This window comes from Opitutia bacterium KCR 482 (assembly GCA_029269845.2).
Classification (GTDB): Bacteria; Verrucomicrobiota; Verrucomicrobiia; order Opitutales; family Intestinicryptomonadaceae; genus Merdousia.
In genome coordinates this window covers 851,438-866,371 of the sequence record CP149973.1, presented here as the reverse complement: position 1 = coordinate 866,371, position 14,934 = coordinate 851,438, and the positions used below count along the sequence as shown (strand labels likewise).

Annotated in this window: 7 protein-coding genes; 4 read left to right on the top strand and 3 right to left on the bottom strand. The window is 43.7% G+C overall.

Annotated features, from left to right (window positions below):
- Positions 1 to 29 precede the first annotated feature (29 nt).
- From pilM to P3B99_003560, 4 genes are all read left to right on the top strand, one after another.
- Entirely contained in the window at positions 30 to 1,679 is a 1,650-nt protein-coding gene (pilM, locus tag P3B99_003575) for a pilus assembly protein PilM (GenBank protein ID WYJ08206.1), read from the top strand.
- 24 nt (positions 1,680 to 1,703) lie between these two features.
- The gene (locus tag P3B99_003570) at positions 1,704 to 2,789 is read left to right on the top strand and encodes a hypothetical protein (protein ID WYJ08205.1); all 1,086 of its coding nucleotides are present in this window, start codon (positions 1,704 to 1,706) and stop codon (positions 2,787 to 2,789) included.
- An 11-nt stretch (positions 2,790 to 2,800) separates the two neighbouring features.
- Complete coding sequence (locus P3B99_003565) at positions 2,801 to 3,685, top strand: hypothetical protein (GenBank protein WYJ08204.1); 885 nt, start codon at positions 2,801 to 2,803, stop codon at positions 3,683 to 3,685.
- A 68-nt stretch (positions 3,686 to 3,753) separates the two neighbouring features.
- Positions 3,754 to 6,537 carry a hypothetical protein gene (locus P3B99_003560; GenBank protein ID WYJ08203.1) on the top strand — a complete coding sequence of 928 codons (2,784 nt, stop codon included), beginning with the start codon at positions 3,754 to 3,756 and terminating at the stop codon, positions 6,535 to 6,537.
- 467 nt (positions 6,538 to 7,004) lie between these two features.
- On the opposite strand, the gene P3B99_003555 is transcribed toward P3B99_003560, so the two are convergent.
- From P3B99_003555 to P3B99_003545, 3 genes are all read right to left on the bottom strand, one after another.
- Positions 7,005 to 7,487 (bottom strand): hypothetical protein, encoded by a 483-nt coding sequence (locus P3B99_003555; GenBank protein WYJ08202.1) that lies wholly within the window; start codon positions 7,485 to 7,487, stop codon positions 7,005 to 7,007.
- A gap of 95 nt (positions 7,488 to 7,582) precedes the next feature.
- Entirely contained in the window at positions 7,583 to 11,287 is a 3,705-nt protein-coding gene (locus P3B99_003550) for a hypothetical protein (GenBank protein ID WYJ08201.1), read from the bottom strand.
- A 451-nt stretch (positions 11,288 to 11,738) separates the two neighbouring features.
- Positions 11,739 to 14,933: a type I restriction endonuclease subunit R gene (locus tag P3B99_003545; GenBank protein WYJ08200.1), complete on the bottom strand. Its 3,195-nt coding sequence runs from the start codon at positions 14,931 to 14,933 to the stop codon at positions 11,739 to 11,741.
- Position 14,934: the final 1 nt, after the last annotated feature.

Genomic DNA, 14,934 nt, shown 5'->3' with positions numbered 1-14,934 from the left:
TTGCTCCTATCCCAATTTAAAAAAGAGAAATGGCTCAAAAAAATAAGCTCATAATAAACTGTCAGGCCACGCATGTCACTGCGGCGAAGTTCTCGGCGCAGAACGGCAGGCTGGTGCTTGAAGATTTCAAAATGCAGGAGCTTTCCTACGACTATTCCGTTCAGGAAGACTGGTTGGAAGCTCTGCGTTCGGCGTTAAAATCGATGAACGTTTCGGGCAGGGCGACGGTTATCGCCCCCTCGATGCTCCTGCTTACAAAGACAATCAAAATTCCCCATGTGGACGCCGCCCGCCAAAAGGAGGTCGTTTCGTTCGAGGCGGAAAAGAACATTCCGTACCCCATCAACGAAGTCTCGTGGGACTATCAGGTGATTGCCGACGACGGCATTGAAACCGAAATTTTCCTCGCCTCCATGAAGTCGAGCGCGGCGGACGAATTCTGCGCGGCGCTGGCGTCGGTGGGAATCGTAGCCGACACTATCGAGGCGTCGTCGATTCTCGACTACAACACTTGGAAGTACTGCGGTCTTGAAAGCGACGTCGTTCTGCTCAACGTGGGCGCGCGGTTCTCGAACATGCTTGTCGTGCGCGACGACGGGCTTTTCGCCCGCAGCATTCCCGTCGGCGGCAACGCCCTCACTCAGGCGATTGCGGACTCGATGGGGCAGAGCTTCGATTTTGTCGAAGACCTCAAATGCAAATATTTCAAGAATAACGAGGACGTCGAAATGTCGTCCACGGCGTCGAGCGCGGCGGAACACTTCACTTCGAACGCCAAGAGCGTAATGCAGAGAATCGGCTTGGAGCTGAAACGCTCGATTCTCAACTACCGCAGAACGGGGCGCGTGGCGACTCCGAAGAAAATCTACCTCACGGGCAGAGGCTCGCTCCTCCCCGGCTTCGCCGAATACATCGCCGAAGACGAGAAGATGGACGTGGAATTTTTGGACTCGCTCGCAAACGTCTCCGTTTCGGCGGGCGTGAATCAGGCGCTTCTCAACGCCTGCTCCCAGCAGATGAGCGAACTCGTCGGCGAGGCTGCGCGAATGGTGGTGCAGGGCGCGATGGGTGTAAACCTTTTGCCCAGGCACATTATAGAGGAAACAGAGTTCGCGGCGAAGCGACCGCTCATGGTTTTGGGCGCGGCGTTGCTCGCGCTGGCGGCTGTTCCCCCGTTCCTTTTCGTATCGGGCGCGATTTCGTCGGACAAGGCGTACATCGCAAAATTCGCCGAAAGCACGCCCGCAATCAACGAGCGAATTGAAGAGCTTCAAAACAACGAAAAGGAAGTAAAGCTTCTCTCCTCGAAAATAGAGGGCTTGGAGGGCTTGGCGAAATCCAAGTCGAACTGGATTAACCTGTTCATCGATATCGAGCAGAAACTCATGGAGCAGAAGGACGTTTGGCTCGACAAGTTGCACGTCGTGCGCTCCGCCGACCCGAAAAAGCCCATGTACAATCTGGAACTTTCGGGACGCCTGCTTTTGCGCGACGCCAATCCCGACGACCCCGAAGCCTACGACACAAACAAGGCTATCGAACGCATAAACAAGCTGCTCGACTCCTTCAAAAGCTCGTCGTTCATCAAGGATTACTCGAACGTCAGGACAGACCCGACAAACCCCAGAATCTTGAAGTTCGACTTCACTTTGACGGTAAACCCCGACAAGCCCATATAATTTATTGCGGAGAGAAAAATCCCTATGAAATACTTTAAGAAATATCCCCTGTTTTTCGTCGTGACGGCGGTGCTGCTTCTCGCGTTTGCGGGCATGGCGGGCTTCGACGTCTACCTGAATTCGCAGCGCGCAACGGTCTCCAAAAAACTCTCGCGCGAAATGAATTCGTACAGAGACGCCCTCGCGGACGATCCCACGCAAAAGGCAATCGACGCGTCGAAGTCTAACATCGACAAACTCAAAGGCCACTTGGCATTTCTCGAAAAAGACCTGACCCGCGCGTCGGCGTCAATCTTCAAGCCGCTCACCGCGAAAGAGGGCTACCAGCTGGTCGAACAGCTCCGCGGCTTCGTAAACTCGTGGCGCAAGGAGGCAAGAAAGCTCGAAATCGACCTTTCCGACTCGATGGACTTCGGCTTCAAAAAATACGTAGCCCCCAACGCAGAACCCCCGAAGGAAGAGGCGCTTGCGGCAATCTGGAAACAGGCGTGCGTTCTCAATTATGTGAATAAAAAACTCTTCGCATGCAAGTCGGACAAGTCGCCGATGTGGATTCTGAACGTCCAGCGCGAACTCCTCCCCGAAGAGGGCGTCAAGGACGACGGCAAACAACGCCGCAACGCGCGCGCCCGCCGCAATGCGGACTTGCAGTCGGGCGACAACTTCAAAATCGACCCCGCAATCACCGCCCGCAAGGCCGGCAGTCTCGATACGATTGCATACAAATTCACGTTCGCAGGGCACACCGACGTGCTCCGCAGATTCCTCAACCAGCTCAAAGATTTCGACGCAATGCTCGTTGTGCGCAGTATCGACGTAAAACCCGCCGACTACTCCCAGCTCGAACAGCTCAAAGAAAAGCCCTCCGACGATTTCGGAGACGCCAACGCGCAGTCCGCGCCCACGGGTCTTGACGCAATCTTCGGCGCGGCGGCAAACGCCGAAGCGGCCGCCGCCGCCCAGACCGACGGCTCGGACCAGCAGCAACAGCAGCAGGCGTCGCGCACGCCTGTTGTAACCGACAACGTTTCGGAATTTACGGTTGTAATAGAATACGTCGAGGTCGTAAAGCCCGACCAAAACAAAAAGCCCGCCGCCGAAGCTAAATAAAGGAACGCGATATGAAATATTACGACAAAATTTTCTTTCTGGTATCGCTTGTTGTGCTCGGCGCATCGTGCGGATACTATGTAATGAACAAACCCAAAATCGCCGAATCGGCGGACAAGGCGGAGGCGTTGCTCGCAAAAAAGGCGAAAGGCATGGAATGGAAGGAAGTGGCCGTTCCGCGCTTGGAAATCAAGCCGATTGAATGGCCGGAAGTCCGCCCGCAGGACGAAGACGGCAGATGGTTCTTCCAGGTCTTCACGCCCCCGCAAATCTGGGTCGACGAAGACGGCAAATTCATCACGGAATCGCCGCTTATCAAGGCGATGGCGCGGCAGTCGTTCGCGCTCAAATTCGGCGGAATCTCGAACGAACCGTATCCGATTAAATACGTCGGCGCAATGGGCAGCTTTGAAAACCCGCTCATCCAGCTTCGCAACGAATCGACAAAGGCGTTCTTCAACGCCCGCCTCAACCAGCCCGTGACAATGCAGGTAATGGGCAAAAACGGCACGGCGGAAACGGTCGATGTCGGGCTGGTTGTAAAATCGTTCGACCGCCAGCGCGTAAAGAACGCCGACAATACGATTGCGCAGGTTGTGAAAGTCGTTTTGTTCGACAAAAAATTGGGCAAGGAAATCACGGTGTATTCGAATAAACCGACCGTGATTGAGGACAGTCGCAGAATGACGTTCCTGCTGCCCGACGGCGGCCAGTGGCACGTGAAGGGCGCGGGCGAATCGAAGGAAGTCGCCAACGCGACATACACGGTGAAGTCGGTTGATTTTGACAAAGGAAGCGCGGTAGTGGAAATGGTACCCTCCGATAAAGACATTACTCCGCAAACCATGACTTTGTCAGAAGCGGGCGTCGCGCCCGTAAAAAAATCGAAAAGATAAAAATAATTCTTTAATTTTTTCGAAAAACGTCTACATTAATTCTCCAACAAATTACAAATACAGCTAATATGAAAATAAACAGAATCCAGAAACGGGCGGCTGTGGCGGCTATAATGGCGTGCACGGCGTTCGCGGGCGTTGCGTCCGCCGCACAGGCAGACAATACGCAAGAGAAAATACGCTTGATGGTTACGGCCGTTCAGGCGCGCGACAGCGGCGACTTTAAGGCGTCGAAACAGGCTCTCGAAGAGCTTGTGAAGCTCGCACCGAACGACGAAAGCGTACAGCGCATGCTCGCAGACGTCAACGCCGATATCGAACGCCAGTCCAAGGGCGAAACGCCCGTTTTGACGGGTCAGGTTGCGGCGGACAAGGTTGAAGCGGCGCAGAAAGTCGCAAAGGAAGAAGCCGTAAAGGCGGAAGCTGAAAAAGCTGAAGCCGCCAAGGTTGAAGACAAGGAAGAGGCAAAAGCCGAAGCCCCCTCAGACGCAGTAGTCTCGGAGGCGACCCGCAAACAACAGCTCTCGATTCTCGCGGCTTTCGACCTCATCGACGAAGCCTACGACGCAATGGATTCGGGTAACTGGGACGTCGCGACGGAAAAACTGACTCTTGCCGACGAAAAAATCGCCTCCTACGAATACTCGCCCGCAAGCGACCAAGTCCGCTCGGAACTCAAACGCGCAAGAGCCACAATGGCAAAGGAACGCGCGAACATCGCAATGGCCGACCGCGACGTGAAGAACGCCAAGAAATTCGCAGGCGAATACGCCGCCGCCGAAGAAAATCAGGCAAAGGCCCAGCAATTTACCGCGGAAGTTGACGCTTTCGAGGAAAACCCCTATAACAACAAGATTTCGGACGTAAGCCCCGACTACTCTGTCAGACTCGAAAGAGTCAACGCGCTCCTCGAAAAGGGTCGCAGACAGTACCTCTACGGCGACTACGCGGGCGCCCGCTCGACATTCCGCCAAATCGAAACTCTCGACGCCAACAACATTCAGGCAAAAGCGTACCTGCGCCTCGTCGCCGAAAAGTTGCTGACCCCCGGAAAACTCTCCTACCTCGCAACCCGCGAATCGATGCTTGACGAAGTAAACCAGAGCTGGGTTCGCCCGCAGGTATATTCGGGCGCAAGCGTCGATATGGGCGGTACGCGCACGGATTCGGTTGTAGACGCAAAACTGCGCAATATCGTTATCCCCAACGTAAGCTTCCCCGATCCCGGAGTTCCGCTCGCGCAGGCTATCAACACTTTGTCGGTTCTGTCGGTAGACTACGACAAATCCACAGAAGGCAAAAAGGGCGTAAACATCGTCCTCTTTGATACGGGCGGCGAAACAAAGAACGTTGTTCTTACTCTCCGCGACCTTCCCCTCGGACAAATCCTTAATTGGGTAACGCAACAGGCGGGATACCAGTACGACATCGAAAACGACACAATCGTAGTCCGCAAGGCGTCCGACACTTCCAGCGCGACAAGCTCGATGGATACGCTCGACTTCCCGATTACCCAGGCGGCGGTAACGCGCATGATTGGTATCAAAGCGGCGGGCAGCGCAGGCTCGGACAATCCGTTCGACACGGCTGCGGCAGGCGGCGGCGACGACAACAAAGGCGAAGCCATCAAGCAATTCCTCATCAAAGCGGGCGTTGAATTCGGTCAGGGCGCAAACCTCGCGTTCGACGGAACGAAACTTTGGGTAACAAACACCCGCCGCAACCTCGATAAGGTTCGCAATATCCTCCTGCGTTATAGCGAAATCAAGCAGGTCGAAATCGAAGCCAAATTCATGGAAGTCAGCCAGGGCGACCTTAAAGAACTCGGCTTCAACTGGACAGTCGCGCAGTTCGACTCCAAGAACGAAATTCTCGGCAAAACGACAATGTTCGCTTCGAGCAACCGCTCGCTGAAAGATTCCGCTCAGAGTACAAACGCGGGCAGAACCCCGATTCAGATTACCGAAGCGGGTAGTGCTGTCGAACCGACAACTCTCTATCCCTCGGTTCCCTCCCTGCCTTCGACAATCAATATCGGCGGAAATTCGACCGATACAACGTCGGGCTTCATCGGCTTCCTCAATTCCTATGCGTTCGACCTCCAAGTCCGCGCACTGGAACAGAAGAACGGTTCCGACCTGCTCTGCGCTCCGAAAGTAACGGTAATCTCCGGCTCGACAGCTTCGATTACGGTTTCGCAACAAATGCGCTACCCCGAAAGCTGGGGCGACATGCAGTCGAACGTCGGTACTTCGTCGAGTAGCAGCTCTGGTAGCTCTGGTTCGGCTGGTGTAACAATCACCCCCGGTACTCCGACCGACTTTACAAAATACGACGTCGGTGTCGTTATGGAAGTAACCCCGAACGTCGAAGAAGACGGCTCGATAAACTTAGTCTTGAACCCCCGCGTAACAGAATTCGAAGGCTTCCTCGAATACGGCGGCGTCGCAGTCGCTATCTCGAGCGGCACAACGGTAACAGTACCGTCCGGCTTCATTCAGCCCGTGTTCTCGGTACGCGAAGTACGCACATCGGTAACGGTGTTCGACGGCGCAACACTGGTAATGGGCGGTTTGACACGCGAACAAGTTATCACAGTTGACGACCGCGTGCCGGTACTTGGCGATATTCCGTGGGTCGGCAGACTGTTCCAGTCGAAGGGTGAAACGCGCCAGAAGAAGAACCTGTTGATATTCGTCACAGTCAACAGAATCTCCCCCGGAGGCAGCGCAGGCCGCGAACAGTTCCAAGAAATGCGCCCCGGCAGCGTGTTCCAGAACCCGATTATCGTATCCCCCGGCGGAGCGGTACAGCGCGTGCTGGAAACGGAAAACGCAGGCGCAGAAAAGTAAAGCTGAATTTGTAATGCAAAAGCCTTCGGGATTTCCCGAAGGCTTTTTCGCGCAAGCATATAACGAAAATCAAGACATAGTTGCTATATAATGAAAAGATATAATATTCGACGATGCGTTTTTTTTCAAAAAAACAAAAATCGTATACCGCTAAAACACACCCTATACGGCTGAAATTAGATTGACTTTAAAAGGAAGCTGTGCATTCTTTTACCTAATTTATCCCGCCCATGTAGTTCAACGGATAGAACGAGCGTTTCCTAATCTCCTTCTGGTTGTATTCATTTTCGGGCTTTCTTGGTTTTGTATGTTGTTGATGCTTGTGATGTTGCAAATGTCGGTTTTTAAAAACTTTTGCGCATTTTTACGTATGTGGTAAGCACAAATACAAGGCAAAAACCCTGTATTTTTGCGCATTTTTACGATAAAATCCTTACCAAATTCTGACCAATCATTTTGACGGATTTTCATCTTCCATTGTCTCCATATTTGTATTTCCAATAGGTTATCGCGCTCGCAATCGAGCTGTACGCCTTGCCCTGCGGACGCTCAGAATTCGTGTCGTCTATAATTTGCAAAACGATGTCGTCAAAGCTCAACTTCCGCAGAGATACGGCAAGTTCGGGGATTTTCTCAAATTCGTCAATAAGCGCCAATATCCAGTTCTTCTTGCGCGTGCATAGCTTGGAAAATTCAAATTTTGCACAGCGCACCCCGCCAAACATCTGCCCCCAAATCCTGTTGGAAATGCGCTGATGATTGTTGTACTTGTCGTCCGCAAAATAGCCGTCTAAACGAACTTTCATTAAGCGACGCTCAACATCATCTTCTGCAACAACCGCCCATTTCCCAATGGCTTTCTTCGGAAGCCCGAATATCTCAGCCATCTCCGCAGTAATCTCAACCTTCTCAAACCCCTCAGTTGAAATCTTCGTCTTGCTTATCATCATACCCTGTCCCGTTATGGTATCTATATTACCACATCACGACAAAATACGCAACATTTTTATTTATTATTTTTAGATAATATTTCTCTTGCGCTATTTTAGAATTCATCGATAAAAAAATCTGCATATGAATCTAATTCGGCTGCGATCTTATTTAAAATTAAAGAAGTTCGTGGGTAGATTATTGCTAATTTCGATGCTTGTTCTCTGTAATATTTTGCTTCATCTTTTTCTTGTTTAAAACTTCCTGACCGAACTCCTCTAGAATTCATTTTTGCAATGACTAAATTTAATTCTAAATCAGGATCTTTAAGTTCTTCTAAAATATCTCTTAATGCACGATGCGGCCATATCCCATCTTTTTCGTCTGCAGGCGTATGTATAAGAACCTTAGGTAAGGCGCATTTTACACCAACGAAATATTCTTGTTCTTTAGATAACTTAATTATTTCCTGAATCCATTCTTTATAAATTGTATCATCAAAAGTTTCTTCATTTTTTCCAGGAACATTTCTAATTTCATCTAGTATGCGATAACTCATCTCGGACAAATTAGAATCCTTAACGAATTCCTCCATTTTATCATTCTTATATGCGCCCTTTACAAGATCTATATAGAATTGTGGACTAGAAAAAATATTATCTTGGAGAAATAAGGGTTCAATGTCGTTATATCCATTAAAAATTCCCAAATATGATATTTCTAATCCTACCATCAAATTTTTATCCACATTTTTAATCTCAGGGTGTGAATATATTTTTTTAAAAATTATAATAATTTCATAATAAGAAGACGCTATAAATTCATGATATTTGCGCTCCCTTGCTTTATCTAAGACTTCGCATAGGAAATTTATTGTAAAAGTTTTATTTGATAACCACAGTATTTTTATAAGGTCTTTGATGCGTTCAGCAAACAAAAGTCCAGAAGCGATTTCTTCTATATATTCCGAATTAGGGTCTATCGGTATAAGAGAAAGGTTTACCCAGTAGTTTTCTTTTATTGTAGAAGAAGCCTGATCGAGTAATAGTTTTACACCATCGTCATAGGGCAATGAAGCGAAAATCTTTGATTTCATAATATCATCAAAAGAAGAATTCGCGATATATGACAAAACGAACTGACGATTTACATTATATATATGGTATAATAGTAGTTGCGCAAAATTAAATAACTTTGGGTTGTCAGAATTAAGACATGACGGGATAGAATTAAAAATGGCGTCAATATCTTTCGCATCTTCAATCGCACGAACAATAGCATTCACATCTTCGGATATTTTAACTAAACTTAAAAGTCCATCTACTCCGAATTCTCTTAGGAACTCTTCCAATGCTTTTTTTTGGAAGTCCCTATTATAAATTTCACGTTCTTTTAGATCCTTTGGAACATCATTATATTCTGCTAATCTTAATCCCTGTTCGAAATATTTTGAATACAATACAATTTTGTCTTTCGGTTTAAATTTATTGTATAATACTCGAAGCGTTTCTTTCCTTTGTGGAGTTATTTGCCAATTCTGATGTCCTTCAAATTGATTGTAGGACCATATGTCATTCCGTACTTTTTCCCAAATTTTTAAACGATCAGAATCATTCCAAGCAGAAATATCTATTCCGTTTAAAAGTTCGTACAACTTAAACTGTAATCCACGATGAAACCCAAGATTGTCTAATAGATATACTATTTCCTTGGGGTGATCCCTCGCGACTTCAAGATAGAAATTACACAGTTCCGAGTAATAAAATGTGGAATCTTCTTTATTGTCTTTCCAAAGCTCGTACTTTGTGATTTTAGGATAATAGATTTGTCCAGATGTATGTGTATTTATAATGGATTTTATAATAGATATAGCAATATTGGTATGTTTTTTGTATAGAGATTTTAAAATCGAAAGTCGATCTTCAATTTTTAATGGTATCTGCGGTAGCCAATAAAGAAAAATTCTAGTCAATGAATTTTTTGGTCTATTCCCCCAATTCCCCATAGGATCAATAACTGCTAGATCAACAAGAACATCAGCTGTACGTCGAGAGTGTTCAGGAAAACATAATACTAACTCCAATCCCCAAAGTAATCCAGAATGTTTACAATCTCCAAATGTGAAGGAATCTTTATCATCGCTTAACAATTCTATGAACAATTGTTGTTTACTAGCAATAGTCCTTTCCATATATTCTAAGAATATATCTGGATCTGCTTCTGCAAGCAAAGGTAATATAGAATCAACAGAAGCCCATTTCTCCCAAGTATCTAAACATTCATAAACACGAATTAATAGGCGTTTTATACCTGCAACTAAATGGCTTTTCATATCAGGCGCTCTGTCTGCAAAGGCCATCATATACAATAATGTTTCTGCAATACCCCTTTTTATAGTATTAGAATATTTGGCTTTTTTACCATATAATTCTGCCGCGAATCTTTTATCTGCAGTTAAATCCCATTTTGGATCAACATCTGTTAATACATTATAAGCTTCGTTTAAAAATGAATCAATGAAAGATGAAGTTATATGTGGCGCAAAAAAGAACCATGCCCCAATCTTATTATAACTTGAAACTTTCTTTTTTGCGCCCACAATAAAAGGGTATTCATATTGTTCCATATCCCTTACTGTGGTTTCAATTTCAGCATATGAAACTTTGGCTAATCTCTCTAATGTATTTACATCGCCAGGGAAATTTACATCCCAAGAACCAACAGCAAAAAGCGTATAAGATTTGTCGTTTAGAGCGCATGGCGATACTGGAAATGAATCATTGATAAAACACCTCAAACAAGTCAATGAGCCGTTCGTCATATTAGAATATCGCATAGAATCTTCTTCCGAAAACCCAATATTCTGCAATAGCTCTACGTAACTCGTATTAGGTAATCTATTTAGTTGAATTGCCTTTTTAGCGTTAGTTATTGAATAAATAGGAAGCAAAATTTTAGCATTGGAAGAATTACACCTATAAAAAGTTTCTCCGCTTAATTTTAAACTTGGATCCACAATGATAATTCCCGAGAATCCCATATCTATTAAATAATCAAGAACATCTTTGTTTTCAACTATAACAACCGATGGAGAATGTTCTTTATTGTGCACAAAAAATGCCAATAAAAAAGCTTTTGAATCGCTTGATGAAAAATCACTTCTTACATATATAATCCTATCTTCGCTGCATAAGAATTCGTTCAAATCTGTTATTGCTTTTGTTTGCCCCATTAAATATGATTTAGGAAGGAGTTGTTTTTCTCCCAATCTCGAATAAATTCTTTCCCATTCTGATTCTACAAATTTCACTCCTGTAGTAACTTTTCCCAGGCAGGTTAATAATCGCAATCTCGCCGAACCAGATTGTGGATTGTTAAAAATAGATTCAAAATCGCGACTATCGAGCGCAATTACATCTTTCCATTTTCCCTCATTTCTTTTTTCTTCTGCCCATTTTTCTTTATTATCCCATCTTCTAAAAGTTGCTTGGACATATGTTTTCTGTGAATCAGCATTCGCAAGCCGTTTATTATAGTCTGAATTTGCTTTGCCATCTATATCTACTTGATTACTCAATTCCCAGACACTATTCCCCTCTGGGAAAATTGGATTCTTCATGTCTTCCGGTATAAATAAGTCCCCGTCATATCCAGGCGAACCGACATCTTCACTTCCCTGAAATTTTACCGTTGCTCTAATCCCAAAAAAATTGAAAAGAAGATCTCGAATATGGGTTGACATATTATACCTCATCGAAGTTCGTTGTGCTAAATTTTCTAAATCCAAACGGGTTATGTCGTATGTATAATTGTTTTCCATATGTTTATAGACTGCTATTCGTAGGAATTACTTTTATAGATAGTAAAAACGTATGTTGTTTAACATGATTATTATTATGTAATCCTGTGTTTTTATTTTCAAGAGAAAAGATTATCTAAAGTTACAGAAAAAGAATCTTAAATCTATTAGAGCCACAATGGGATAATGAGTCAAAATGAAAAAACAGGCTACTTCCTTTTTGCCTATTTTTATTGTGCGTTTTTTAAAGACAAATTCTGGGAAAAAGGGAGAAGGAATGCCTGTTGTCAGGAATCAGATGTTTTATTTTAAGGAGCGATTTTGTTAGGCGAAAATTGATTTGCGCTATCACTTCGCAGGAAAATCGTCAAAAACTCGATATCATTTTCTTGAGGCTCGTTTTCTCACAAGTCTGAACTTGTAAGGATTTCTTACAAGTTGTTCGGAAATTCCGAACAAGTGAAAAAGATTACTATGCGGCTATCCAATTATATCCCATTGTCGCTTGTTCTACTATGTGCTGAAATATGATGTCGCTCTTTGTTTGAAATATAATTCTGTCGTAGGATTTCGGAAGATACTCATTCAATACAGAATTAATTTTACTTCTTACTTTTTCTCTCGGGGTTGGGTCGTTCTGCCAATCAACAACAAAGAGCTCTTTTTTATTCTCGAGTAAGGCATTATATAAGCTTTTGGCCGCCAACTTAACCTTTTTTTCTTCTTCTTTGGTTAATGAGTCTTTGCATAACAAATCAAAGATTTCCAGTTCTTCTTCTGAAAGCTCTTCTTTAACATGTCGCGCCTCTTCTTCTTTCATCATTCGCATCAGCTCAAGGAGTTTTTCATAGAAGTCTTCATTCTGCGAACCACCAGCATTATATTCGTCGATAATACCCTTAAACCGTTCAGCGAACTTGGTTCTAGTCTTGTTCTTCTTGAGCATTATTTCTAACTTACCCTCAATATGTTTTCTAAGGTCAGATATAACAAGATTCTTGTTGGTAACTTTTTTAAACTCAGCTTTTAATTCATCTATATCGATAATAGATAAATCCAACTCTTTCCCTTCTTCATTGATGATATATTTCTTCGCATCATCAGTTGCAATTACACTTTGGTCTAATAGCTTGTTTATTCTTCCCTGCGCCGATTCAATTTTCTCTGGTCTTACTTTACCGTTAATGATGTCTCGAAGGTACAAAATAGCTTCTTTATACGGCTTGTTTGCAAATTCCATAGTGAATATTTCTGGTTTCAATGACTCATATATATTCTCAACCGTATTTGCCAACACTTGAAATTCATTCTTCACTTCATCATTACCAACAATACTGTTTGCATAAGATTCAAACTTCTCTATGTTCTTGAACACTTCATCTTCATCAACAATATCTTTCAATTCTGCATTGTGAGCTGAGCAGAATTTGCAAGCCATATCTATACATTCGTTTAATTTACGGAATAATATTTCAATATCCTTTACTGGCGTATCAACATTATCATTTGAAGCATAATCCGCCAATGCTCTTTTCAAGTGCTTAAATACATTGATATGGTCTACAATCAAACCGCAGGTTTTGTTTTCGTACACTCTGTTTGCCCTAGCGATTGTCTGCATCAGGGTATGACCTTTCATAGGTTTATCAAGGTATAGCGTTGAAACAGAAGGCGCATCAAATCCTGTCAGCCACATTGCGCATACAAATACCAATTGGAGCGGGTGTTTTGGATCCTTAAAGTTATCTTCTATATCATAACCGTTTTCATCAACTTGGCTCATTCGCAGGATATGCGGTTTAATGGTGAGCCCTTCCTTGTTGAAATTTTTCTCTTCGTCTTCTGTTCCTTCTGTACTTATTACAACGGCCATTTCAACGCTGTTCATATAATTAACTATATCTTTCAAGCGTTGTCTTTCAAATTCATCTCTTGTCTGGGATATGGTTCTGTTTAGTTCTTTTATCTCTTCTTTCCAATAATGCTGAACCTTATCGTACATCTTAACTGCCGTGAATTTATCGACAGAAACTACCATACCTTTGCCGCGAAATCCTCTGTATGGGAAATGCTTCACAATGTATTTAGCGATAGTATCAAGTCTGTCCTCTCTCTTGATAACTTCCAGTTCTTTGGCATAATGGGTTTCAAGCCTCTTTTGTTCTTCTTCTGTTAGGTTTTCATCTTCCAATATTTCAATGAAATCGTCATTAAAAAAGTCGTTTTCAAGGCTGACTTCCGGGACTCTTTTGACGTAGTACAAAGGGACTGTTGCATTGTCTTCTATTGAATCAGAAAAGTTATATTCACTTACATAATCACCAAACCATTGGTTAGTGAGTCTCTTTGAACCCAATAATGGCGTACCCGTAAATGCGATATATTGGGCATTTGGCAGACCTTTTCTCATATTTTCCGCAAGGTCTTTATACTGGGTTCTGTGAGCTTCATCAACAACCACAACAATATCGTCTCTTTCAGACAAAATGGGATATTCTTTCCCCTTGTCATAACGGAACTTGTGAATTAAAGTGAACAATATCTTCTTATTTGTAGTGAGTTCTTTCCTCAGCTCTTTGCTGTTCTTCGGTCTTACTTGTTCCTTTTCGCTAATAAATCCTGTTCTTAGGAAGTTCTTATAAATCTGAGTATCTAAATCAGCTCTGTCCGTAACAACAAGGAATGTATAATTACCAGCACACTTTCTGTTAATCTTGTTTGCCAGAAATACCATGGAATAGCTTTTCCCACTGCCTTGAGTGTGCCAGAATACACCGAGTTTTCCGCCTTTCTCTTTTCTGTGAAGGAATGACTCATAAGCATTATTTACACCGAAGAACTGGTGGTTCTTGGCAATAATCTTTGTACTCTTTCTGTCGTACAGAATAAAGTTTTCAACATAATCCAGCAAGTTCTCTGGTTTACAAAGACCCTTGATGAAGTATTCCAAACTTACTCCTTGCTCTCGGATACGCTTTCTATCCGGGGTTTCATCTTCACCTTCAATTTTTAACCATTCAAAGAAGTAGTTATAATCTGCCTTGAAACTTCCCAGTCTTGTTTCAATACCGTTAGATAATACGCATATCTGGTTATAATTAAATAAGTACGGAATATCTTTCAAATAATCCTTCAAGTTCTTGTCATAAGCATTTTTTACCGGGATATTTGAGTTCTTTAATTCTATGAATACCAGAGGTAAACCGTTTACATATATTATGAGGTCTGGTCTTCTGTTATATGTTTCACCTTTAATCCATAGCTGAGATACAACATGGAAGCTGTTATTTTCCGGGTTATTGAAATCTATAAGTATTAACTTGTTGGATTCTTTCTTGCCATCCTTTTGGTATGTAACATCAATACCATTTTTGATTTTCAAATAGTTCTTATAGTTTTCATCCATTATCTCATAGGTCGCTGGAGTATGGCATAATTCTATCCACTGACTTTTAACAGTCTCTTCCGGGATATTCGGATTCAGTTTAATCAACTGTTCCAATAGGATTTCCGGGAGAACAACTTGTTTCTTATTTTCTCTACCTGAGTTATCAGGAAGTGTATCAGGACTTTCCGTAAAGCAACGGATTGCTTTATAGTTATGGTTTTCAACCAATAACTTAATGGCCGCTTGTTCTATATTATCTTCTGATATAAAGTTCGCCATA

Coding starts and splice junctions, on each gene's coding strand:
- pilM (WYJ08206.1), top strand. CDS start 30: ATGGCTCAAAAAAATAAGCTCATAATAAACTGTCAGGCCACGCATGTC.
- P3B99_003570 (WYJ08205.1), top strand. CDS start 1,704: ATGAAATACTTTAAGAAATATCCCCTGTTTTTCGTCGTGACGGCGGTG.
- P3B99_003565 (WYJ08204.1), top strand. CDS start 2,801: ATGAAATATTACGACAAAATTTTCTTTCTGGTATCGCTTGTTGTGCTC.
- P3B99_003560 (WYJ08203.1), top strand. CDS start 3,754: ATGAAAATAAACAGAATCCAGAAACGGGCGGCTGTGGCGGCTATAATG.
- P3B99_003555 (WYJ08202.1), bottom strand. CDS start 7,487: ATGATGATAAGCAAGACGAAGATTTCAACTGAGGGGTTTGAGAAGGTT.
- P3B99_003550 (WYJ08201.1), bottom strand. CDS start 11,287: ATGGAAAACAATTATACATACGACATAACCCGTTTGGATTTAGAAAAT.
- P3B99_003545 (WYJ08200.1), bottom strand. CDS start 14,933: ATGGCGAACTTTATATCAGAAGATAATATAGAACAAGCGGCCATTAAG.